The organism is Streptomyces sp. NPDC048565 (assembly GCF_040650935.1).
Taxonomy (GTDB): Bacteria; Actinomycetota; Actinomycetes; order Streptomycetales; family Streptomycetaceae; genus Streptomyces.
Genome location: NZ_JBEZIH010000018.1, coordinates 65125 through 88955, shown reverse-complemented (window position 1 = coordinate 88955; position 23831 = coordinate 65125). Strand labels below are relative to the sequence as shown.

General features: G+C 70.0%; 17 protein-coding genes. 4 read left to right on the top strand and 13 right to left on the bottom strand.

Going from position 1 to position 23831, the window contains the following annotated elements; translation table 11 throughout:
* Position 1 precedes the first annotated feature (1 nt).
* Positions 2-922, bottom strand: coding sequence for a sugar ABC transporter permease (locus AB0C75_RS21985; protein WP_362893315.1), 921 nt, complete (start codon positions 920-922; stop codon positions 2-4).
* A gap of 391 nt (positions 923-1313) precedes the next feature.
* On the opposite strand from AB0C75_RS21985, the gene AB0C75_RS21980 reads away from it, so the two are divergent.
* Entirely contained in the window at positions 1314-2294 is a 981-nt protein-coding gene (locus AB0C75_RS21980) for a LacI family DNA-binding transcriptional regulator (protein WP_362893314.1), read from the top strand.
* Positions 2295-2312: 18 nt separating this feature from the next.
* Here AB0C75_RS21980 and AB0C75_RS21975 read toward each other — a convergent pair whose 3' ends face one another.
* From AB0C75_RS21975 to AB0C75_RS21945, 7 genes are all read right to left on the bottom strand, one after another.
* The gene (locus AB0C75_RS21975) at positions 2313-2738 is read right to left on the bottom strand and encodes an acyl-CoA thioesterase (RefSeq protein ID WP_362893312.1); all 426 of its coding nucleotides are present in this window, start codon (positions 2736-2738) and stop codon (positions 2313-2315) included.
* Positions 2739-2957: 219 nt separating this feature from the next.
* Complete coding sequence (locus AB0C75_RS21970) at positions 2958-4037, bottom strand: aldose epimerase family protein (RefSeq protein WP_362893310.1); 1080 nt, start codon at positions 4035-4037, stop codon at positions 2958-2960.
* Positions 4037-5074: a LacI family DNA-binding transcriptional regulator gene (locus AB0C75_RS21965; protein WP_362893308.1), complete on the bottom strand. Its 1038-nt coding sequence runs from the start codon at positions 5072-5074 to the stop codon at positions 4037-4039. The genes AB0C75_RS21970 and AB0C75_RS21965 overlap by 1 nt, the downstream gene beginning before the upstream one ends.
* A gap of 61 nt (positions 5075-5135) precedes the next feature.
* Positions 5136-6173, bottom strand: a complete 1038-nt coding sequence (locus tag AB0C75_RS21960) for an ABC transporter permease (RefSeq protein WP_362893306.1) — start codon at positions 6171-6173, stop codon at positions 5136-5138.
* Positions 6170-7168, bottom strand: coding sequence for an ABC transporter permease (locus AB0C75_RS21955; RefSeq protein WP_362893304.1), 999 nt, complete (start codon positions 7166-7168; stop codon positions 6170-6172). Before AB0C75_RS21955 ends, AB0C75_RS21960 begins: the two co-directional genes overlap by 4 nt.
* Entirely contained in the window at positions 7165-8772 is a 1608-nt protein-coding gene (locus AB0C75_RS21950) for a sugar ABC transporter ATP-binding protein (RefSeq protein WP_362893302.1), read from the bottom strand. The genes AB0C75_RS21955 and AB0C75_RS21950 overlap by 4 nt, the downstream gene beginning before the upstream one ends.
* A 95-nt stretch (positions 8773-8867) precedes the next feature.
* Entirely contained in the window at positions 8868-9953 is a 1086-nt protein-coding gene (locus AB0C75_RS21945; RefSeq protein WP_362893300.1) for an ABC transporter substrate-binding protein, read from the bottom strand.
* 399 nt (positions 9954-10352) lie between these two features.
* On the opposite strand from AB0C75_RS21945, the gene AB0C75_RS21940 reads away from it, so the two are divergent.
* Positions 10353-12785, top strand: a complete 2433-nt coding sequence (locus AB0C75_RS21940; protein ID WP_362893298.1) for an RICIN domain-containing protein — start codon at positions 10353-10355, stop codon at positions 12783-12785.
* 69 nt (positions 12786-12854) lie between these two features.
* On the opposite strand, the gene AB0C75_RS21935 is transcribed toward AB0C75_RS21940, so the two are convergent.
* A complete protein-coding gene (locus tag AB0C75_RS21935; protein ID WP_362893296.1) occupies positions 12855-13685 on the bottom strand; it encodes a phytanoyl-CoA dioxygenase family protein in 831 nt (276 codons plus the stop codon).
* A 187-nt stretch (positions 13686-13872) separates the two neighbouring features.
* Here AB0C75_RS21935 and AB0C75_RS21930 point away from each other — a divergent pair, with 187 nt between their 5' ends.
* Positions 13873-14892, top strand: coding sequence for a LacI family DNA-binding transcriptional regulator (locus AB0C75_RS21930; RefSeq protein ID WP_362893294.1), 1020 nt, complete (start codon positions 13873-13875; stop codon positions 14890-14892).
* 18 nt (positions 14893-14910) lie between these two features.
* Here the strand turns inward: AB0C75_RS21930 and AB0C75_RS21925 are convergent, their stop codons facing one another.
* From AB0C75_RS21925 to AB0C75_RS21915, 3 genes are all read right to left on the bottom strand, one after another.
* Entirely contained in the window at positions 14911-15456 is a 546-nt protein-coding gene (locus AB0C75_RS21925; protein WP_362893292.1) for a DUF6886 family protein, read from the bottom strand.
* Positions 15457-15566: 110 nt separating this feature from the next.
* The gene (locus AB0C75_RS21920) at positions 15567-18269 is read right to left on the bottom strand and encodes a PA14 domain-containing protein (protein ID WP_362893290.1); all 2703 of its coding nucleotides are present in this window, start codon (positions 18267-18269) and stop codon (positions 15567-15569) included.
* Between the two features lie 172 nt (positions 18270-18441).
* Positions 18442-20877, bottom strand: a complete 2436-nt coding sequence (locus tag AB0C75_RS21915) for a GH92 family glycosyl hydrolase (RefSeq protein WP_362893288.1) — start codon at positions 20875-20877, stop codon at positions 18442-18444.
* 224 nt (positions 20878-21101) lie between these two features.
* Here AB0C75_RS21915 and AB0C75_RS21910 point away from each other — a divergent pair, with 224 nt between their 5' ends.
* A complete protein-coding gene (locus AB0C75_RS21910) occupies positions 21102-21854 on the top strand; it encodes a VOC family protein (protein ID WP_362893287.1) in 753 nt (250 codons plus the stop codon).
* 48 nt (positions 21855-21902) lie between these two features.
* On the opposite strand, the gene AB0C75_RS21905 is transcribed toward AB0C75_RS21910, so the two are convergent.
* Complete coding sequence (locus tag AB0C75_RS21905; protein ID WP_362893285.1) at positions 21903-23804, bottom strand: rhamnogalacturonan lyase; 1902 nt, start codon at positions 23802-23804, stop codon at positions 21903-21905.
* Between the last annotated feature and the right edge of the window lie 27 nt (positions 23805-23831).

Here is a 23831-nt window from a genome sequence, read left to right as displayed (position 1 = left end):
TTCACGCCTCCTTTCGCATGCCGCGCAGCTGGACCGCGTAGGCGATGATCATCGTAACGACTCCCATGATGAGGGAGACCGTGGCCGCGTAGTTCTGCTGCTGTCCCGAGAAGGACAGCGTGTAGGTGTAGAAGTTGGGCGTGAAGTAAGTCGTGATCGCGTTGGGCGCCAAGTCCTGGAGGATACTCGGCTCGTTGAACAGCTGGAAACTGCCGATCACCGAGAATATGGTAGCGATCACCAGGGCGCCACGGATCGCGGGGATCTTGACCGCCGTGATGATCCGCCACTGCCCGGCTCCGTCGATCTCCGCGGCCTCGTAGAGGGACTTGGGGACGACTCGCAGCGCCGAGTAGAAGATCAGCATGTTGTAGCCGATGAACTCCCAGGTGACGATGTTGCCGATGCTCGTCAGCACGAGGGAGGGGGAGAGCGGGTCGGGCAGCGACACGCCGAGGGCGTCGTTGATGTTCCCCACCAGTCCGAAGCGGGTGCCGTAGATGAAGCCCCACATCAGTGTGGCGACGACGGCGGGCACGGCGTACGGCAGGAAGACGGCGATCCGGAAGAAGCTCTTTCCGTAGATCCTGCCGCTGTCGAGGGCCAGCGCCACGAGCAGCGCGAGGCCGAGCATGATGGGCACCTGCACCACGAGGAACAGGGCCACCCGGCCCACCGCTGACCAGAACTGATCGTCCTTGAAGGCCTGTTCGAAGTTGTCCAGACCGACGAACGACGTTCCGCCCACCAACTGGTCGCGGAAGAAGCTCAGATAGAGCGAGTAGACGATCGGGGCGAGAAACACCAGGGCGAACACGGCCATGAAGGGCCCCACGAAGAGCCACCCCACCCGTCCGTGCCGACCGCGGGTTTTCCTGGCTGGTGGGCGGCGCCCGGTCGTGATCGGCGTAACGGCCGTCATGGGTACTCCTGTTGTTCCGGCGTCGAGCATGGCCCCGGCCGGATGGGGACACCGGACATCATGGAGGCACTGTGCTTGAGAATCGATGTTTACGTAAACATTTTTCGGTGAGACGATGTCTACACGCCCTCTTCCCCACGGTCAAGGCCGGGATTCCGGAAGAGGCTCCACCACCCCGCCGGCAGGTCCGGACAGCGCCCGTACGCCCGGGCGCACGCATCGACGCTCGGCTTCCGAAAGTGGTAAAAATGCCGTTGAAGCGGGGCTCCGGGTCCGCACGCGGGACGCGCCGGGCGCGAGGTGACGGAAGACTCGCGGAGTCACGACGGAGGCAGACGAAGTGCAGGGACAGCAACAGGCCACGGACCGGCCGGCCCACAGGGAAGCGTCCATGGCCGACGTAGCGCGCCTGGCCGGAGTCTCCTCACAGACGGTCTCCCGTGTGTCCAACGGGCATTCCGTGGTGTCCGAGGAGACCCGTGAACGGGTTCTCTCCGCCATGAAGGAGCTGAACTACCGCCCGAACAGCGCCGCGCGCGCTCTCAAGAGCGGGAAGTTCCGCACCCTGGGCGTCATCCTGTTCACCCTGGCCACGACGGGCAACGTCCGTACGCTCGAGGCCATTTCCGCCTCCGCGGCGGACGAGGGCTACGCCATCACCCTGCTGCCCGTCGCGACACCCACCAGCACGGGCGTCGCGGGAGCCGTCACCGTGCTCGGCGAACAGGTCGTGGACGGCATCATCGTGATCATGGAGGTCCGGCTCCTCGACGCCGCCATCTCGCTGCCGCCGCACACCCATGTGGTGGTGGCGGACTCCGACGCGGGCGACCGCTACAGCGTCGTGGACACCGACCAGTCCGGCGGGGCCAGGGCAGCCGTGCAGCATCTGCTCGACCTCGGACACCGCACCGTGATTCATGTCGCCGGCCCCCCTGAGTCCTTCGCCGCGCAGCGCCGCGCCCATGCGTGGCAGCGGGCCCTCGAGGACGCGGGGCGACCGGTCCCGCCGCCGGTGAGCGGCGACTGGTCGGCGGCCTCGGGGTACGAAGCGGGGCTCGCCCTGGCGGCGGACCCCTCCTGCACCGCGGTCTTCGCGGCCAACGACCAGATGGCGCTGGGTGTCCTGCGCGCGCTGCACGAGCGGGGCAGGCGGGTGCCGGACGAGGTCAGCGTCGTGGGGTTCGACGACATAGCCGACTCCGCCTCCTTCCTTCCCCCGCTCACCACCGTCCACCAGGACTTCGCCGAGATCGGCCGGCTGTGCGTGGACGGAGTCCTGCGGCAGATCCGCAGCGAGACGACGGAACGCGGCACCACCCTGGTCCCGACCCGACTGGTGGTCAGGGCCAGCACGGCGCCGCCCCCCTGACGCGCTGCCCGCTCCCCGTCAGCCCGCGCCGATCCCGAGAAGCTCCGGTTTCGTGGCCAGCGAGGCGAACCGCCCGGCCGGATCCGCGACCAGCCGGCGGGCCTCCAGATCGAGGATGCCGCCCACCCCGGTGATCTCCGCGGCCACCGTGCCGTCCTCCTTGAGGATCTGCTGCCGGAGCTCGAAGGTCTTCCCCGTGCCGTGGAACAGCTCGCAGCTGACGCGCACCCTGTCCCCGCCGCGCAGTTCCCGCAGGTATTTCACCGTCACTTCCAGCTGCACCGGCCCGATTCCATGGGCGAGCAGCTTCTCCTGAGCCACTCCGGCCTCCCGCAGCAGCTCCCACCTGGCGTGTTCGGCGTACTGGAGGTAGACCGCCTGATTGAGGTGGCCCTGGGTGTCGAGCTCGTATCCGCGCACCGTGACGTCGACGAAGAAGGTCATGCCAGGCGGAACGCGTAAGTCCCCTCCCTCATTCCGCTCCGCCCCGGTGTGCGCCACCCTCCTTACGGACCTGTCAGGCACGGACGGCTTCGCCCTGGGTTTCGGGCGGCGCCACGTACACGGGTGTTCCCGACGGCACCTGCAAGGCCCCCGTCACCGGCGACACCCGGGTGGTGACGGGCGGGGCGCTCGATGTCGCCGCCCCACCCCTACCGGCTCTCACCGCCCGCCGTCCACCCTGCGCAGGTGAGGGAAGCGCAGTTCGGTGCGGCTGCGCGCGGTGTCACCGGGGCGCAGCACGGTGCTGGGCAGATCCGGCCGGTTGGGTGAGTCGGGCAGGTGCTGCGTCTCCAGGCAGACGGCTCCGTGCCGTTCGTGGCGGCGGCCGGTGCCGTCGGTGAAGGAACCGTCGAGCTGGTTGGCGGTGTAGACCTGGATGCCGGGCTCCGTCGTCCACACCTCCAGGATCCGGGCCGCGTCAGGGGCGGTGAGCCGTGCGGCGCGGCGCAGTCCGCCGCGGGACTCCCGCAGCACCCAGCAGTGGTCGTAGCCGCCCGCGGCGCGCAGTTGTGCGTCATCGGCGCCGAGGCGCTCCGCCAGGGAGCGCGGCTCGGTGAGGTCGAACGGGGTTCCCCGGACCTCGGCCGGCGGTCCCAGAGGGATGCCGTCGTCGTCCACCGGCAGATAGGTGTCGGCGTCGACCTCCAGGTGGTGGCCGAGTACGTCACCGTGGCCGGCCAGGTCGAAGTAGGCGTGGTTGGTGAGGTTGACGACCGTGGGACGGTCGGTGACGCAGACGTAGTCGACGGCGAGGGTGCCCGCCGTGTCGAGGGTGTACGTCACCGTGGTGTCCAGCGCCCCGGGGAAGCCCATGTCGCCGTCGGGGCTGTGCAGCGTGAGCCGTACGGACACGGTGTCATCGGTCCGGTCATCGGCCGCTTCCCACACCTTGGTGTGGAAGCCGTCCGGCCCTCCGTGCAGGGCGTGGCCCCGGTCGTTGGCCGGGATGTGGTGCTCGGTCCCGTCCAGGACGAAGCGGCCGTGGGCGATGCGGTTGGCGTAGCGGCCGACGACCGCCCCGAAGTAGGGGTGTTCGGCCGTGTAGTCGTCGACGGTCGCGAGTGAGCGGACGACGGGGGCGGTGGCTCCGGTGGTGTCCGGCACGGTGAGGCTGTGCAGTGACGCGCCGTAGGTCAGGACCTCCGCTCTGACTCCCGTACCGCTGTCGAGCGTCCACAGGTCGGTCGGGGTCCCCTGGGCGGAGCCGAAGGGGGTGCGGTGCACGGTGGGGCGCGTCATCAGTGGTCCTCGGTGTTACGGGAGTCGGGCCCGGCCTTGGTGGATTCGCGGACGACGAGACGGTAGCCGGGGCGTGGCCTGCGCGGTTCGGCGACCGGTGCGCCCGAGAGCTGCTCGACGAGGCTGTCGACGGCCAGGCGGGCGATGGCTTCCTTGTCGGGTGCGACGGTGGTGAGCGTGGTGGTGGTGTAGCGGCTCTCCTCGATGTCGTCGAAGCCGACGACGGCGATGTCCTCGGGGATCCGCAGGCCGCGTTCGGTGATGGTCCGCATCGCACCGATGGCGATGAGGTCGTTGTACGCGAACACGGCGTCGGGCGGGGGCCCCTGGTCGAGGAGGAGCGCCATGCCGGCGGCGCCGTCCTCGCGGCCGTATCCGTCGGTGACCACGACGAGGGAGTCGTCCGGTGCGATGCCGGTGGCTTCGAGTTCTTCGCGCCAGCCGCGCAGTCGCAGGTGCGCGGGCTGGCGTTCCTGGCCGGTGCGGGAGCCGAGGAAGGCGATCCGCCGGTTGCCCTGGCCGATGAGGTGGCGCACGGCGGCGCGTGCCGCCGCCACGTTGTCGATGGCGATGTGGTCGTACGGCGCCTGGTACTCCCGCTCCCCCAGCAGGACCAGTGGCGCGGTCTCGGTGCGCGCCATCAGGTCCTCGGCCTCCAGGTGGATGGGGCTGAGGATGAGGCCGTCGATCACATGGGACCTGAATCCCTGGCTGACCAGGAGCTCCTTCTCCCTGAGGCCGGCGGTGTGGTCGACCAGGACGGTGTAGTCGTGCCGGGCGGCCGCGTCGATGACCGCTCCGGCGAGCTCGGCGAAGTACGGGTTGCCGAATTCGGGGACGGCGAGGGCGATGATGCCGGTGCGTCCTTTGCGCAGATGGCGGGCGGTGAGGTTCGGCCGGTAGCCGAGCTCGTCGATCGCCTGTTGCACCTTGGCACGCATGGCCGGTGTGACGTGCTGATAGTTGTTCACCACGTTCGACACGGTCTTGATGGACACGCCCGCCCGTTGTGCAACGTCCTTGAGGCTGACGCCCACGGCACTCCTTGGTTCGGCTCGGCTTGGCTCTGTGTGCCGGCCCTGGGCGGCCGGCTCGTCGTCAGGTGCTTCTGCGACTGCGCGCGAGATAGCGCTGGGCCACCACCACAACGATAAGGAAACCGCCGCTGACCACCGACTGGTAGGAGGAGTTGAGCGAGCCGATCTGGTTGATCAGGTTCTGGATGACGGCCAGCAGCAGGACACCCCAGAGGGTTCCGCTGATGGACCCCGCGCCACCGATGAGCAGGGTGCCACCGATGACGACGGCGGAGATGGCGTCGAGCTCCATGCCCACGCCGACGATGGTGACACCGGAGGACAGCCGGGCGGCGTTGAGTGCGCCCGCGAGTCCGGCGAGCAGGCCGCTGAGCGTGTAGACGAGGATCTTCGTACGGGCGACGGGGAGGCCCATGAGGGTGGCCGCGTCGCTGCTGCCGCCCACGGCGAACAGGGTCTGCCCGAAGGAGGTGCGCTGCAGGACGAGTCCGCCGGCCCCGAAGAGCACCAGGGCGATGACGAGCGGGTAGCCGAAGCCCCAGACGCTGCCCTGGCCGAGCTCGCCGAAGGCGGAGTCCTTGCCCACCAGATAGGTGGTGGAGCCCTCGTCGGTGAGGGCGAGGAGCAGACCGCGGGCACCCAGCAGGGTGGCGAGGGTGACGATGAAGGGCGCCATGTTGCCGCGGGCGATCAGAAGCCCGTTGAGCAGGCCGATCCCGCCGCACACCACGAGGGGCAGCAGCAGCGCGACGAGGATTCCGTACTGCGAGCCCCAGGCGGCGAGGACTCCTCCGAGTGCGAAGACCGAGCCGACGGACAGGTCGATGCCGCCGGTGATGATGACCATCGTCATGCCCAGCGCGACCACGGCGAGGAACGAGGCCTGGGTGGTCACCCCGCGGGCGTTGTCCAGGGAGGCGAACGTCGGGTAGATGAACGAGGCGGCGATCACGACGACCAGCAGGACCGCGAGTACGCCCTGGCGTTGCAGGAGTTCGGCGGCGCGCTGCCGGCCGGTCCGCTCGGGGCTCCCGGCAGGCCGGGCCGGCGGGGTGCTCGATGCGGCGGGGGCCGCGGTGACGGGCTTGGTTTCGTTCATCGGGACCGACGCTCCCGGGCGACGTAGACGGCGGCGATGATGATGGCCGCCTGGGCGATCTGTGCGGTGGAGTCGGGCAGGTCGTGCTTGACGAGCGTGGCGCGCAGGAGCTGCATGAGCAGGGCGCCCGCCACGGTGCCGAGCACCCGGACGGAGCCCCCGTTGAGGGGGGTGCCGCCGACCACGACCGCCGTGATGGCGGAGAGTTCCATGAGGGAGCCGAGCGAGGACGGGTCGCTCGCGGTGAGCCTGGCCGTGGCGAGGATGCCGGCGAGGGCCGCGAGCACTCCGCAGAGCACGTACACGCCGATGAGGACCCGTTTGACGGGGAGTCCGGCGAGCGCGGCGGCGGAGCGGTTGCCGCCGATGGCGACGATCTGGCGGCCGAACGTGGTGCGCTGCACCAGGAATGCGACGGCCACGGCGAGGATTCCGGCGATCAGGACGACCAGCGGGATCCCGAGGAACGAGCCGGTGCCCAGCGACAGCAGGTCGGGGTTGACGATCTGCTTGAGCTGGCCGTCGGCCACGACGAGGGCGAGTCCTCTGCCTCCGACGAACAGGGCGAGTGTGGCCACGATGGGCTGCAGCCCGACGAGGGAGACGAGGGCGCCGTTGACGGCTCCCACGACGGCGCCGGCCAGGAGGGAGACGACCAGCGCGGGGACGAGACCGTATCCGAGGTAGAGCGGGAGGAAGGCGGCGGCGAGCGCCATGGTCGAGCCGACGGACAGGTCGACGCCCTCGGTGCCGATGACCAGGGCCATGCCCAGGGCGACGATGACGATGGGGGCGACCTGGACGAGCTGGGTGCGGAAGTTGTCCGCGGTCATGAAGTGGTCGGTGAACAGCGCGTTGAAGAGCAGCACCACCGCGACGGCGACGTACACGCCGTAGCGCTGGTACCAGGAGGGGTCACGCAGCCGGGCCAGTGGGCTCACGGACTTCCGGGGCTTGTCGCTCCTCGCGGGCGGGGCGACGGCGGTCTGGGTCATCGGGGGTCCTCCTGGGCGGCCTGCGCCCTGTCCGCCGGGTCCGGTGCGTGGTCGGCGAGCGCTTCGAGCAGCCGGTCCTCGGCCACGTCGTCGCCCGACAGCTCACCGGCGACCGCTCCGCCGCGCAGGACGACGATCCGGTCGGCGCCTTCGATGAGCTCCTCGATGTCGGAGGAGATGAGAAGGACGGCGAGGCCTTCGCCGGCGAGGTCGTCGATGAGGCTCTGGACCTCGGCCTTGGCCCCGACGTCGATGCCCCGGGTGGGTTCGTCGAGCAGCAGGACCTTGGGTTCGAGGCAGAGCCAGCGGGCCAGCAGGACCTTCTGCTGATTGCCGCCGGAGAGTTCGCCGACCTTCTGCTCGGGGCTCGACGCCTTGATGCGCAGGCGCTCCATGAAGATGTCGACGATCCGGTCCTGCTTGGCGCGTGAGACGACACCGGCCCGGGAGAGGCGCGGCATGGCCGCGAGCACGATGTTCTCGCGCACGGAGAGACCGGGCACGATGCCTTCGGCCTTGCGGTCCTCGGGGAGCAGGCTGATGCCGGCGCGGATGGCGGCGGCGGGGGTCAGGCGCTTCAGCGTGGTGCCGTCGACGGTGAGTTCACCCGCGTCCAGGGGCAGCGCGCCGGACAGCGCCTTGGCCGTCTCGCTGCGGCCGGAGCCGAGGAGGCCTCCGAGGCCGAGCACTTCGCCCGCGTACAGCGACACGGATATGTCGTGGAGCTGGAGGCGGCTGGTGAGGCCGGTCGCGGTGAGTACGGGGGTACGGGCGGCCTCGTGGCCCTCGGCCGTGAAGCTGGTGACGCCGGAGCGGCGTACCTCGGAGAGGTCGCGGCCGAGCATCATCGACACGAGCTGCATCCGGTCGAGGTCGGCGAGGTCGCCGGTGTGGATGTGGCGCCCGTCGCGCAGGACGGTGACGCGGTCGCAGACCCGGTAGAGCTCGTCCATGCGGTGGCTGACGTAGAGGACGGCGATGCCCTGGCCGCGGAGGCGTTCGATGACGCCGAAGAGGGTCTCCACCTCGCGTGGTTCGAGCGAGGAGGTGGGCTCGTCCATGATGACGACCTGGGCGTTGACGGACACCGCACGGGCGAGGGCGACCATCTGCTGGGTGCCGATGCCGAGGGTGTGCAGAGGCCGCCGCGGGTCGACGCGTACGCCGAATCCGTCGAGCAGATCGCTCGTCTCGCGGTGCATACGGCCGAAGTCGATGAGCCCGAAGCGGTTCCTCGGCTCGCGGCCCAGGAAGATGTTCCGCGCCACGCTCATCAGCGGGACGAGGTTGACCTCCTGGTAGATCGTGGAGATACCGGCCTGCTGCGCCTCGAACGGCCGGGCGAACCTGACGGTTTCACCCGTCATCCGCAGTTCGCCCTCGTCCGGCCTGTACACACCGGTCAGCACCTTGATGAGGGTGGACTTGCCCGCGCCGTTCTCCCCGACCAGTGCGTGGGTCTCCCCCGCGCGCAGCGAGAAGGAGACGTCGTCGAGCGCGACGACACCGGGGAACCGCTTGCTCACCGAACGGGCTTCGAGCACCGTCGACGCCGTCTGTCCGGCAGCCTCCGGTGCCTGAGGTACTGCTTCGGGTGGTGCCATGGATGTTGCCTTCCGCTGTCCAGGGGTGAGGGCCGGAGCCGCCGTGGCCCGGAGCGGGAGCCACGGCGGCCGGGGCCGTTGTGTTCAGGAGCGGATCAGAACGCCCCGCCGAGCGATTCCTTGGCGTTGGTCTCGTCGTAGGCGCGGTCGGAGATGATGACGTTCTCCGGGATCTCCTCGCCGCTGTAGAACTTCTGGGCGGTCGCGAAGGCCAGCGGGCCGAAGCGGGGGTTGGACTCGATGACGGCGTTGTACTCGCCGTTCACCACGGCCTGGACGGCGTTGCGGGTGCCGTCGACCGAGACGATCTTTACGTCCTTGCCGGGCTTCTTGCCGGCCGCCTTCAGCGCGGTGAGGGCGCCGAGTCCCATCTCGTCGTTCTCCGCGTAGACGGCGGTAATGCCGGGCTTGGACTGGATGAGCTGCTCCATGACCTGCTGGCCCTTGTCACGGGCGAAGTCGCCGGTCTGCTGGGCGACGATCTCGATACCGGGCGCCTCGGCCTTGATCTGGTCGACGAAGCCCTTGGTGCGGTCGGTGGTCGTGTTGTTGCCCGACGTGCCGAGGAGGATCGCCACCTTGCCCTTGCCGTCGGTCGCCTTGATCATCGCGTCCGCCGCCCGCTTGCCCTGCTCGACGAAGTCGGAGCCGAGGAAGGACACGTAGTCCTTGCAGGCGGTGGAGTTGAGCTCACGGTCGATGGTGAGGACGGGCACCTTCTTCGCCGCCGCGGCCTTGAGCGCCGGCTCCAGGCCGTCGGAGTTCAGCGGGGCGACGATGAGGAACTGGGCGCCCTGCGACAGCATGTCCTGGATGTCGCTGATCTGCTTGGACAGCTGCGACTGCGCGTTGGTGGTGAGCAGCTTCTTGACGCCGACCTTCTTGGCCTCGTCCTTGATCGACTGGGTCTCGGCGATACGGAACGGGTTGGCCTCCTTCTCCGACTGGGAGAAGCCGACCACGGCGTCCTTGAGGTCGAGCTTGGGCGCGCCGTAGCTCTGCAGCGAACAGCCTGGGCCCGAGGCGGCCTCGGGGGACTTGGCCTCCTGCGCCCCCTGGCTGCTGTCACCGCTCGCGCTGTCCGAGCTCTCCGACTTGGAGCAGCCGGAAGCGGCCAGCGTGGCGGTGGCGGCCAGCAGGCAGGCCGCGGCGAGGGTACGGGATCGACGCTGGGTCATCATGCGCGGGACGCTCCTTGGCGAGGTGACGGCACACCGTTCGGCGTGCGGTCGGGCATGGCGGGACAGTGCATCAGCCGTTCAGCGGCACTGATGCTTCATCCCTCACGGCCCCCGCTGCGAGCTGCGGAAACTGCGGTCGTGAGGGCTTGTACGGCCTCTCGGCGGCTCGGTTTACAACGTTATATAGGCGGGGTGGCGCAGGCGGCAAGGGAGTTGTCGATGCGTTTCCAAAATGTGTCGCCCCGGGGCGCGGTCCCACGCGCGACGCCCGCCGGGCGAAGGCGCACCAGGTGCCGCACACCCCCTGGACACCGGCTTGAGCGCGTGCTGTCATACCGCCGACATCAAATTTTCCAACGTTGCACATGAGTTGTCGTGCAGAAGCGGAGTCCCCACACGATGCCCCTGAACCGCAGACAACTCATGACGGGCGCCCTGGTGACCGCCGCGGCGGTCACCTCGGCCGGCCGCTGGGCCACCACCGCGACCGCCGCCGAGGGCGTGATGGCGGCCGCGCACGGCGGCCACTACTCCCCGAACGCCGATCCGTTGCACCCGACGGCGTTCCTGCGGCTGCCGCCCGGGCGGATCGCCCCCAAGGGCTGGCTCGCGGGCCAGCTGCGGCTCCAGCTGGACGGCCTCTGCGGCCGCTACGAGGAGCTCTCGCACTTCCTCGACTTCGAGGCCACCGGCTGGGTCCGCCCCGACCTGGACGGCTGGGAGGAAGTCCCCTACTGGCTGCGCGGATACACGGAGCTGGCGATCGTCACCGGTGACGCGACGGCGCTGGCCACCGCGCGCCGGTGGATCGACGCGATCCTCACGACCCAGCAGTCCGACGGCTTCTTCGGGCCGAAGGCCTTGCGCACCGCGCTGAACGACGGCCCCGACTTCTGGCCCTACCTCCCCCTGATCCAGGCGCTGCGCTCCTGGCAGGAGTACAGCGACGACAACCGGATCATCCCGTTCCTCAGCAGGTTCTTCCGGTTCATGAACGCGCAGGGCCCCGGGGCGTTCGACACCAGCTGGATCGCCCTGCGCTGGGGCGACGGGCTGGACAGCGTGTACTGGCTGTTCAACCGCACCGGCGACACCTTCCTGCTCGATCTCGCCGACAAGATCCACCGCTACGGCGCCGACTGGGGCGACAACCTCGTCGACCCGCACAACGTCAACATCGCGCAGGGCTTCCGCGAGCCCGCCCAGTACGCCCTGCGCAGCGGCTCACCGCAGGACACCACGAACACCTACGGCACGTACGCCAAGGCCATGGACACCTACGGGCAGTTCCCCGGCGGCGGCTTCGCCGGCGACGAGAACGCCAGGCCGGGCCATGGCGACCCCCGGCAGGGCTTCGAGACCTGCGGAATCGTCGAGTTCATGGCGAGCCACCAGCTGCTCACCCGGATCACGGGCGACCCGCTCTGGGCCGACCGCTGCGAGGAGCTGGCCTTCAACTCGCTGCCCGCATCCCTCGACCCGTCGGGGAAGGCCGTCCACTACATCACCAGCGCCAACGGCGTCGACCTGGACGACGTGCCCAAGCAGGACCGGCAGTTCCAGAACGGCTTCGCCATGCAGGCGTATCTGCCGGGCGTCGACCAGTACCGCTGCTGCCCGCACAACTACGGCATGGGCTGGCCCTACCTCACCGGGGAGCTCTGGCTCGCCACCCCGGACGGCGGGCTCGCCGCGGCGATGTACGCGGCCTGCGAGGTCACCGCGAAGGTCGCGGACGGCACGGAGGTCACCTTCACCGAGGAGACCGGCTACCCGTTCACGGACACGGTCACCCTCTCCCTCACGTCCCCGAAGGCGCTGAGCTTCCCGCTGGTCCTGCGGGTGCCCGCCTGGTGCGCCGCGCCGGAGATCGAGGTCAACGGCGAGCGGGTGGCCGCCCCCGCGGGACCCGCCTTCACCCGGATCGAGCGCACCTGGTCCGACGGCGACCGGGTCACCCTGCGCCTCCCGCAGCGCACCACCGTGCGCACCTGGGCGGACAACCACGGCTCCGTCAGCGTCGACCACGGGCCGCTCACGTACTCACTGCGCATCGGTGAGTCGTACGAACGCATCGGCGGCACCCAGCAGTTCCCGCAGTACGCGGTCCACGCCACCACCCCGTGGAACTACGGCCTCGTCCTGGACGGCGCCCGGCCGGCCGTCCTCCGGCGCCGCCGTGCCGCCGACGACAACCCCTTCACCCTGGACGGCACCCCGCTGGTCATGACCGCCCGCGCCCGCCGCATCCCCGAGTGGAGCGCCGACGACGAGCACGTGGTGGCGCCCCTACGAACGAGCCCCGCGCGCAGCACCGAGCCGGTCGAGGAGGTCACGCTCGTCCCCATGGGCGCGGCGCGGCTGCGCATCACCTCCTTTCCGACGGCGAGCCCGGACGCGGCGCCCTGGCTCGCGGACCGCTGGTACCGGATCGGCAACCGCAACTCCGGCAAGGTGCTGGGCGTGGACGGCATGTCGAGCGAGAACAGCGCCCATGTGGTGCAGTTCGCCGACACCGGGACCGCCGACCACCTGTGGCGGCTCGTGGCCAACGGCGACGGCTGGTACCGCATCCGCAACCAGCACTCCGGCAGGGTGCTCGGCGTGGACCTGATGTCCACCGAGGACAGCGCGCACGTCGTCCAGTTCGACGACAACGACACCGCGGACCACCTCTGGCAGCTCGTGCCGGACGGCGAGGGCTGGTACCGCGTCCGCAACCGCAACTCGGACAAGGTGCTGGCCGTGGACGGCATGTCCACCGCCGACAGCGCCCACATCGTGCAGTACGCCGACGACGGCACCGCGGACCACCTCTGGCAGCTGCTCTGAGGGACGGTCCACCGCTCCGCTCACGCCCGTGCCGGGTCCCGTCGAGGCCCGGCCGGACCCGGCGGTGGCTCAGGCGTCTCCCATGACCAGGCCTTCGATGGTGTGCTTCTGGACGATGGGGGTCAGCTCCTCCACCACCGGGCAGTGCAGATGCGCGCGTACCCGTCCGGGCAGTGAGGCCCAGTACCCCCGGGTCACCGCCATGTCGTGCTGCGCGTCGTTACCGGCGCCGGGAGCGTCGACACCCAGGACCAGGACCGGCCGCGCGTCCGACGAGTGGTTGGCCGTGCCCCGGTGGACCGTCAGGGCGGACCGGGCAGAGATGTCCCCGCGCCTCGGGTACTTGCGCTCGGCGAGTGCGGCGTAGCGCGGGTAGGTGTCGCGGGGCGGAAACATCCCGTGTCCGAAGCCGGGGTCGTCGTCCCACTGGGTGCCCGGCGCGATCTCGAACGGGCCCATGTCGTCACGGGTGTCGACCGCGGTGAGGTTGAAGGCGAGCGACGTCAGCCGTCGCCGGTGCCGGGTGGCGTCGGGCATCGGGAAGTCCCGGTGCCAGGGCTGGTTCACCGCTCCGGCCAGCGGGACGTCGAAGCCCAGCTCGACGATCCGGTAGTCGGGCCCCAGGACGGCCTCGGACACCCCACGCACCCAGGGGTGGTCGACGAGGTCCACGAATCCCCTGAGCCGCTCGGGGTGTATCTCGACGTAGTAGCGGTGCGGCCCCCGGCCGACCGCTCCGCCCTCCCTGCCGCGTGCCTCCGTGAAGGCCTCGTCGATGTCCTCGCGCATCGTGTCGGCCCACCGCGGGGTGAAGGCGCCCCGGTGTGCGGTGATTCCGGCGGTGTACAGGTCCTCGACGGCCGCGTCGAGGTCTGCTGCGGGGGTGGTGACTCGGGGCATGGTGATGGTCCCTTCATCGGCTGGATACGGCGGGATGCGACGTCGGTGCCTTCATGTTGCAACGTTGCAATCATCGTGGCAAGAGCGTGTGCACACCCTGCTTCGACAGGGCTGTTACGGTGCACAGCGCAAGGGCACGGCATGCCGGCCCGCCCCGCGCTCACCGAGGTACAGGAGCTCACCGACCGTGGCAGCGAGACTCAAGGACGTCGCCCTGCTCGCCGGCGTGTCCGTCAGGACCGTCTCCAATGTCGTGAGCAACACCGCGGCCGTCGCCCCGGCGACGCGTGCCCGGGTCATGGCGGCCGTCGAGGAACTGGGCTACCGCCCCAACCTCGCCGCCCGTAACCTCCGGCAGGGCCGCACCGGCCTCATCGGGGTGGTCGTGCCCGAGATCCACTCCCCCTACTTCGGTGCGCTGACGGGTCTGCTCATCGACGCGGCGCAGGAACGCGGGTGGACGGTGCTCCTGGAGCGGACCGGTGGGCGCGCGGATCTGGAGCGGCGTCTGCTGGACGGCTCGGAGGGGCATCAGGTCGACGGGATGATCGTCAGTCCGTGGTCGACGTCTCCGTCCGAGCTGGCCACGCTCGCGGGCGGTCTGCCCCTCGTCGTCCTGGGTGAGCTGGAGCCGGACGGCTCCATCGACCATGTGGCCCTGGACAATGTGGGGGCGGCGCGCGACGCCACGCGTCATCTGGTCTCGCGGGGCCGTCGGCGCGTCGCCGCTGTCGGCCTCCAGCCGGGTCTTGGCCACGGTACGGCGGAACTGCGCGCCGACGGTTTCCGGCAGGGGCTGCGGGAAGCCGGCCTGGATCCGGTGGCCGAGGTGGAGGTGGCCGATCTGCACCGGACCGAGGGAGCACGCGCCATGCGTGAACTGCTGAGGGTGCCGGGCTTCGTCGACGCCGTCTTCTGCTTCAGCGACGAACTGGCCCTCGGCGCCCTGCGCGTGGCCGCCGAGCAGGGTGTCCGGGTACCGGAGGACGTGGCCCTGATCGGGTTCGACGACATCGAGGACGGCCGGTTCGCCACCCCGTCGCTCAGCACGATCGCCCCGGACCGTGAGCAGATCGCCGAACGCGCGGTGCAGTGCCTGACCGAGCGCGTCCTCGGCCGTCTCGACACACTGCCTGCCCGCCGCATCGTGGTCCCGCACCGCCTCATGGCCCGTGAGAGCACCGGGGCCCCGCTCCCCCCGATGTGACGGCGGGCGTGAGCCGGGTCAGCGCTCTCCGGGCCTGGGGGTCGCGTTCCCCAGCCGGATGCCGCTGAATCCCAGTGTGCTGGGCACCACCGCCTCCCAGAAGCCCCAGAGGTTGTCGAGGACGCGCAGCTGGATCCCCGCGTCCTGGTGCAGCTGGACGAGATCGCCGACGGGCTCCGCGGGACCGAGTGGTTCGACGGGCTCCGTCGACACGAAGGCGTTCGGGACCGGTTCGCCGAAGGGGCGGAAGGCGGCGGCGGCGAAGCGGTAGGCGAACAGCTCCACGCTCAGGAGCCTTCTCAGCCAGCCGTGTTCGATGGCGTGCACCCGTCGGCCGCCACCGGGGCCGAGGATGCCCTCACGGTCGGCCGGCGTGGTGCCCGGCAGGTCCCACGCCATGGCGCGCGGGCACTGGCGTGGGAACCAGTAGGCCGGGGCCTGGGTGCCGTCGACGGCCCAGACGTACGCCTGGGCCTGTCTGGCGGTGGCGGCGACATGGGGAAGGAACAGGGGGATCGTGGGGTCTTCGGAGAAGTGCAGCACCTCTCCCGGCCGGGGACGCATGCTCCGGTTCTACCGTACGACCGCCTGTCGCCGTGGCCGATGACGCCGGTGCTCCCGGCAGTGCGGCGCGTGCGCGCACTGCCGGGAGCGGTCCTGCGGGGTTCCGCCTGCTACTGGCCCGCGGCTGCGCCGGCGGCGATGACCTCCTCGTTGATCGCCCGCACCTTGGCGGGGTCGACCTTGATCTCCCGACGGTCGTACGTCCAGAGGCCGTTGAGCTCGTTCTCCAGGTCGGTCACCTGGGTGTAGATGGAGCCGGAGAGCTCCTCACGGGCCGCGTCCAGGTAGTACGTACGGGTGTTCTCGACGTACTTGGCGGTCAGGGCGTCCTTGTCGGCGACACCGCTGTAGATGGCGGCCGGCGCACCGGGCCACATGTTCCCGGGTGTCCGCAGGGTGAAGCCGCCGTGCTCACCGTCCATCGCGGCCCGGGTCTCGTCCGGGGACGCCGGGTCGGTGTTGTTGTAGTCGTGGTGGTCGATGATCTCGCCCTTGCCCGAGTCACCCTTGGAGTCGCAGCAGTTGACACCGCTGTGGGCGTTGACGACCCGGGACGGGTCCGCGGCCTTGACCTGCTCCGCGATCTTCCCGGTCTCGGTGCGGTCCCACTCGCCCCAGCCCTCGTTGAAGACGATCCAGGCGCCGATCGAGGGGTAGTTGTGCAGCTGCTCCATCATCTCGGCCCCCTGGTCGAGGAAGGCCTTGTGGCCCTTCTCGCCGGTGAGGTTGCCGGAGACGAAGTCCTGCCACACCAGCAGACCCAGCTGGTCGGCGTGGTAGTACCAGCGCGCGGGCTCGACCTTGATGTGCTTGCGGACCGAGTTGAAGCCGAGGTCCTTCTGCGCCTTCAGGTCGAAGATCAGGGCGTCGTCGCTGGGCGCCGTGTTCAGACCGTCGGGGTAGAAGCCCTGGTCGAGCTGGGCGAGGGAGAAGAACGGCTTTCCGTTGAGCACCAGCTTCTGGTAGCCGCCGACCTCGGCGACCTCCAGGGAACGCATACCGAAGTAGCTGTCCACGCTGTCCTTGGAGCGGCCGTCCTTGAGGGTGACCTCCAGGTCGTACAGGTAGGGGTCGTCCGGGGTCCACAGGTGCTGCTTGGAGACCGGGACACTCAGCTCGCGGTTGGCCGCGCCGGTGACCCTGCCGACGACCTTGCCCTTCTTGTCACGGGCGACCGCGGTGACACGGGCGGACTTCGAGGCGTCCTCGGAGTTGACCGTCAGGGCGAGCCTGCCCTTGTCGATGTCCGGCGTGGTCGTCAGGGAGTCGACGGCGGCGGGAGCGACGGGCTCCATCCAGACGGTCTGCCAGATGCCGGAGGAAGCGGTGTAGAAGATGCCGCTCGGGTTGGCGGACTGCTTGCCGGTGGGCTGGTCGGCTCCCGTGGTGTCGGTGACGCCGACCACGATCTCCTGGGGGCCGCTGCCCTTGACCGCGTCGGTGATGTCGGCACTGAAGGCGGTGTAGCCGCCGGTGTGCTCGGCGACCTGCCTGCCGTTGACCCAGACCCGCGCCTGGTAGTCGACGGCGCCGAAGTTGAGCTTCAGCCGGTCTTCGTTGTTCCGCTTGCCGACCGACCAGCTCCTGGGCACGGTCACGAGCTTGCGGTAGAACATGTGGTCTTCGTGGCGCTCCAGCCCGGACAGCTGCGACTCGACGGGGTAGGGCACCGTGATGTGCTCGTCGAGCTTCTTGCCGAAGACCGGCTTCTCACCGGCGGTCGCTCCCGCGAACTCCCACTGGCCGTTGAGGTTCTTCCAGTCGTCGCGCACCTGCTGCGGGCGGGGGTACTCGGGCAGCGGGTTCTTGGGGTCGGCCTTGTCGCCCCAGGGGGTGGTCAGCCGGTGCGTGGAGAGGTTCTGCGCCCTGCGGCTGATCTCGGGGACGGTCTCGTCGCCGGCCTTCAGGCCACCCTCACCGTCGTACACGAACTTGACCTGCTGGTCCTTCTGGACGGGCGCGTCCAGGGTGATGTCCAGCACCTTGGGGTCGCCGGGCACCACGGCCGCCGACTTCACGGGCATCGGCGTGGTGTCCGCCTCGATGGCGAGGTGGTCCTTGATGTCCTCGATGCCGCTGACCTCGTGGTCGAAGGCCGCACGCAGCTTCAGGCCGTCCTCGGCGACGCTCAGTCCGACCGGGTAGATCTCGAAGTCGGCGGGCGGGGTGAAGGCGGACTCAGGCACGAGCTGCCGGTCGAGCTTCGCGGACGACCAGCGCAGGAACATGTTCGCCCCGCCGACGTCCTGGAACAACTCCAGCCGGAACGTGTGCTGTTCACCGGCCTTCAGGGCGACCGGTGCGCTGGTCTGCTCGTTGTCCCAGTCCGGCTCCCAGTGGTCGATGACCGCCTTGTCGTCGATGAAGAGGCGGAAGCCGTTGTCCCCGATGGCGGCGAAGGTGTAGTCGCCGTCCTCCGGGGCCTCGATCTGTCCCGTCCAGCGGGCGGTGGTGTTCTCCGTCCGTCCGGTGGCCGACTCGAACGCACCGGTCAGGTCGGGGAAGTTGATGTCCGGGTCGAGGGCGGTCGCACCGAGTTCGGCGAAGTCACGGGCGCCGGGCTCGGACATGGCGAAGTACTCGCCCTTGAGGCCGTGCACCTCGGTGGACGGGTCCTCCTTCACGGACGCCGAAGCGGAGGCGGCGCCTTCGGCGGGAGCGGAGGCCGCGGCCGGGACCATGGTGGCCCCGACGGGCAGCAGCAGCGCCGCCGTACAGGCGAGCGTTCTCAAAAGGATGCGGGGGCGGGCTAGTTGTCGTTTCAAGGCGTCGTCCTCGTCGAAGAAGCCGAAGTACTCCGGACCACGAAGCACTGCACATAGTCGAACATTGAGCCACAGCCTCAAACACCTGACAACGGTCGTGCACACAGAATTTTCAACGATAGAAAAACGAGACCCCTCCCGCGGCCGGCTCCGGACGCACGGGGCCCGGCGAACGGCGTCGCGCCGCCCACCGGGCTCCGGAACAAGGCCGGTCTGTGTGCTACTGCGGAAGACCCGCAGGCCCCGTGGCCCACGATGTGTTCGGCCGGTCGGCGAGCCGGTAGGCCAGCGACCCTCCACGGGTGACCAGTCGGGCGTCGGTCCACGACCTGTCACTCTGTCGCCCGTCGACCTTCACCGCGTCGATGTACGGATGTGTCGCATCCGCCTGCGGAGCGCTGATCCGGATGTCCCCGCCCTGCGGCCGGTCGAGCACCGCGGTCGGGAACAGCGGCGCACCGAGCAGCATGGTGGCGCTGCCCGGCGTCTGCGGATAGAGGCCGAGCGCCGAGAAGACGTACCAGGCCGACATCGTGCCGAGGTCGTCGTTGCCGGGCAGCCCGCTGGGGCCGGTCCCGTAGACCGTGTTCACGATCTCACGCACGGTCTCCTGGGTCTTCCACGGCTGCCCCAGGGCGTTGTAGAGCCAAGGGGCGTGGATGCCCGGCTCGTTGGTCGGATCGTAGCGCAGCGAGTCGCCGCCCTTGACGGACCATGAGCCGTCCTCCTTGTGGAAGAAGCCGTCCAGCCGCTCCGCCGCCACGTCCCTGCCGCCCATGGCCTCGGCCAGGCCCTGCACGTCCTGCGGGACCATCCAGGTGTACGTGGCGCTCGTCCCCTGCGCGAAGCCCGTGTCGCTGCCGGGGCTGAAGGGGGTCACCCAGGAGCCGTCGAGGTTGCGTGCCTGGATGTAGCCGGTGGTGCCGGCCCCGTCCGTGGCCTCGGGGTTGTAGACGTTGCGCCACCACTGGCCGCGCTCCTCGAAGGCCTTGGCCTCCTCGTCACGCCCGAGCAGCCGGGCCCATCGGCCGAGTGCGGCGTCGGCGACCGCGTCCTCCAGAGTCTCGGCGGCACCGCCCCAGCAGTGGCAGACATCCTGAGCGGCGTAGTGGGAGTCCAGGTACTGGGCGAGGTTGGGCCGCTGGCCGGTGCACTGGCCGGGGCATCCCGCGTCGGAGAGGCCGTCCTCGTGGGGCACCGTGGCCTGGCGGGCCAGGGACTCGAAGGCGCCCTCGTAGTCGAAGTTGCGTACGCCCATCGCGTAGAACGTGGCGAGGGTGGCGGCCGTCGGGTCGCCCGTCATCACATGGGTGGCGCCGTTGACGTGCACCCAGCGGTCCCAGACGCCGTCGTTCTGCTCGGAGAAGTTGTAGAGCGACTGGGCGAAGTCGCCCGCGATCTTCGGTTTGAGGAGGGCGAGCAGCTGGATCTGGGCGCGGTACTGGTCCCAGCCGGAGAAGTTGCTGTACTGGGCCTTCTGACCGCGCGTCACGCGGTGCGGCTTCCCGTCCATGCCGGGGTAGCGGCCGTCGGTGTCGCTGATCAGGTTCGGCTGCATCAGTGAGTGGTACAGCGCGGTGTAGAACGAGGTGCGCTGCGCCTCGCTGCCGCCGCCGACGCGCGCGGAGGCCAGCTCACGGTCCCAGGCCGCGGATCCGGCCCGGGCGATGTCGTCGACGCTGTCTCGCGGGGAGATCTCCTCGCGGAGGTTGGCCTCGGCGCCTTTCTGGCTGACGTAGGAGATCCCGATCCGCATACGGACGTCGTCGTCGGCCGAGGTGTCGAAGCCGACCCAGCCACCGGAACCCCGGCCTGCCCGGTCCGCCCCCGTGGCGTATCCCTCGCCGCCGCTTCCGCTGGTCGCGCCCGGCGCGAGGGTGTCGTCCCGCCAGGTGCCCGTGGAGGAGAAGGCGCGGTCGAAGGAAGCGCTGAAGTAGAGCCGGTAATAGCTCTTGCGGTTGTTGGTGCCGCCGTTGGCGCGGCGACCGCAGAAGGCGCCGGTGAGCACCGACCCGGTCACCTTGCGGTGCGCGGTGTCGATCTTGATCTCGGCGTCCTCGCTGCCGTTCAGGGAGTTGGACACCCGGAAGAGCAGATTGGCGGGCTTGTCCGCCGGGAAGCTGAAGTCCGCGACACCCGCGCGCTCGCTCACGGCCAGGTCCGCGGTGGCGCCGGACTCAAGGCCGACGGTGTAACGGCCGGCCACGGCGCGCTCGTCGTCGTGCGAGAAGTCCGACGCGTAGACGGCGTCCTTCGTGTCGGCGGACGGCGACGAGGTGATGTCGCCGACGATCGGCATGATCGGGACATCACCCGCGGCGCCGGGGTCGCACCCGGCTCCGTTGACATGGGTGAGACTCAGTCCGCGCATCCGGGTCACCCCGTGCTCGTAACCGTTGGCCGCCCCGGTGCTCGTCTGGTCGCCCTTGGTACTGGTCGGCGACCAGGCCATCATCCCGTACGGACGGACCGCGCCGGGGTAGGTGTTGCCGCCGTTCGACGTGCCGATCATCGGGTCCACATAGGCGGTGGGCCGGGTGACGAGCGCCTCGGCCTGGGCAGCCGGCGGCATGACGGCGCCGGCGAGCGCGCCGGTGATGACGATCGCGGCGGCCCGTGCGGCGAGGCGCCGGGCCGGGGACAGTCTGGAGGGCATGTTCTCGGAAACCTCCGACAGAGTTGGACAACGTTGTCAACACCGTTCGGAGCACGGCGCGGCAGCGTTGATCGATTCGGCCCGAGCGTAGATCCCCACGGCGTGCCTGGGAATGCCACGGACGGATCCGACCGGTGAACGACCGGTGAACGGGGTTCCGGGACCGAGCCATGGGGATGATGGTGACCGCCTGCCGACGCGACCGGCCGGCAGAGAGGAGCACCATGATCCGCTGGACCTACGCCTTCATCGACCGCCCCGCGCCGGCCGCCGGCCGCGCAGCCGCCTTCTGGGGCACGGTCACCGGAACCCACGCCTCCGCCCCGTGGGGCGAGCGCGGCGAATTCACCACCCTGATCCCGGACGGGGCCGATGCCTGCCTGGTGACCCAGGCGGTGGGCGGAGCAGGCGGAACGGGCGGAGCCCATCCCGATCTCGCGGTCGATGACGTGGGCGCCTTCACCGCACGGGCCCGTCTGCTGGGAGCCGAGGAGGAGGCCCGGCACCCTGAACTCGCCGTGCTGCGCTCCCCCGGTGGTCAGCCCTTCTGCGTCGTGCCCTGGCGGGGCCATCGGAGGCGGCCGTCCGTCCTCACCGACACCGACGGGACCAGGAGCCGCCTCGACCAGCTCTGCCTCGACGTGTCACCGGCCGCGTTCGAGGCGGAGGTCGAATTCTGGACCGCGCTGACCGGCTGGGACTCCCGGCCTGGCGTCCACCCCGAATTCCATGTGCTCCGCCCGTCCGCGGAGCCGACCGTCGATCTGCCCGTCCATCTGCTCCTCCAGCGGCTGACGGAGCCCCGCCCCGCCTCGGGCCATCTGGATCTGGCCTGCTCGGATCTCGCGGCCGGCCGGGTGCAACACGAGCGGCACGGTGCGCGGTTCGTGCGCGACGGCGACGGCTGGACGGTGATGCGGGACCCGGCGGGCGGGGTCTACTGCCTCACCGGGCGTGATCCCGTGACGGGCGAGTAGGCGGTCAGGGCTGCCGCGCCCCTGCGGGTGCGGCAGCCCTTCGGTGCGCTACGGCGTCGTGATGCCGGGCCTGGGCGCGGCCGCCATCCCGTCGCCGATGGCGAAGCTGGGATGCGGCGGCTGGTTGTAGGCGGTGTTCTGCCAGGCCAGCGCCGTCCGGTACATGGTGTCGTGGAGCAGTGTGGTGATCCTGGTGTCGGTCTCGTACGGCGTGGAGTAGATCCGCAGCGCCTTGTTGTCGGTGGTCGGCCAGACGACTTCCTCGCGCCAGTCGCCGAAGAGGTCGCCGGAGAGCGCGGGCGTGGCCTTGGTGCCGTTGTTGGAGTGGACCGAGGCCCCGGTCAGCAGGCGGGTGTCGGACGACGTGCCGTACTTGTCGATGTGGGTGCCGTCGAGGAGTTCACGGGTCGTGTCGCCGTCCCACCAGGACAGGAAGTTGGCACTGGACGGCTTGCGGCTGCTGACGGTGTCGCCGTTCGGGCCCAGCAGACCGGAGACGGCGGACGACCAGGACTCGGCGCCCGCGCTGCCCGACCAGATGTCGTCGGACACGCCGCGTCCGTTGTCACCGTTCGCCGGCGTGGACCAGAGGATCTGGCCGGTGGCGGCGTCCGCCATCCAGGAGGACGGCTTCGAGCTGTCCTCGTCGACCTTGAACTCCTCCAGGCCGGGCCTCGACGGATCGAGGTCTCCTACGTGCATGGCGTCGCCGTGGCCGTTCTTCGTCGTCCACAGTCCGCTGCCGTCGTCGTCCACGGCCATCGCGCCGTAGATGATCTCGTCCTTGCCGTCACCGTCCGCGTCGGCGACGGACAGCTGGTGGTTGCCCTGACCGTCGTATCCCTTGCCGGAGTTGGTCGAGCTGTCGGTGTCGAAGGTCCAGCGCCTGGTGAATGCCCCGTCCCGCCAGTCCCAGGCCGCGACGACACTGCGGGTGTAGTAGCCGCGCGCCATGATCAGGGACGGCCGGGCGCCGTCCAGATAGGCCGTGCCGGCGAGGAAGCGGTCGACGCGGTTGCCGTAGGAGTCACCCCACGAGGACACCGTGCCGCGCGCGGGGACGTAGTCGACGGTGCCCATCGCCGCGCCGGTGTTCCCGTTGAACATGGTCAGGAACTCGGGTCCTGACAGGACGTATCCGGAGGAGTTGCGGTAGTCGGCGGATGAGCTGCCGATCACCTGTCCTGTGCCGTCGACGCTGCCGTCGGCGGTCTTCATCGCCACCTCGGCCTCGCCGTCACCGTCGTAGTCGTACACCTGGAACTGGGTGTAGTGCGCGCCGGAGCGGATGTTGCGCCCGAGGTCGATCCGCCAGAGCCGGGTGCCGTCGAGGCGGATCCCGTCGATGATCGTGTTGCCGGTGTAGCCGGACTGGGAGTTGTCCTTGGCGTTGGTGGGCTGCCACTTCAGTACGAAGTCCAGGGCGCCGTCGCCGTCCAGATCGCCGACGGACGCGTCGTTGGCCTCGTAGGTGTAGGCGACCCCGTCGGGTGTCGTCCCGCCCGCGGGCGGGCTGATGGGCACGTCCTTGTATCCGGCGCGGAACTGGATCGCGTGCACGGAGTCGCTCTGCTCCACGCCGTCGACGACCGCGCGGACCGTGTAGTCGGCGGAGTCCGGCGCGTCGGGGTGGAAGTAGTTCGTCGAGTTTGTGACCGGCGCGTCGTTGACCTTGATGCCCGCCCGGTAGACGTTGAACGACACGTCGTCGGGGTCGGTGCCGAGCCAGCGCCAGCTGACGAGGTTCCCGCCGTCGGTGTGCACGCTCACGACACCGCGGTCCAGCGCCTCGGCCTGCCGGGCGGTGGCGGCCTGCGAGGACGGGCCGAGTGCGACGAGCCCGCCGGCGGCGAGCAGCCCGGCCACGAGAGCGCCGGTCAGCGCGCGGGTTCGGGTGATACGACGTCTGCGGCGGGGGCGGGAATCGGGGTGGGGAAGCAGAGGCTCCACGAGAGGCACCTTCGGCAGGGGACGGCT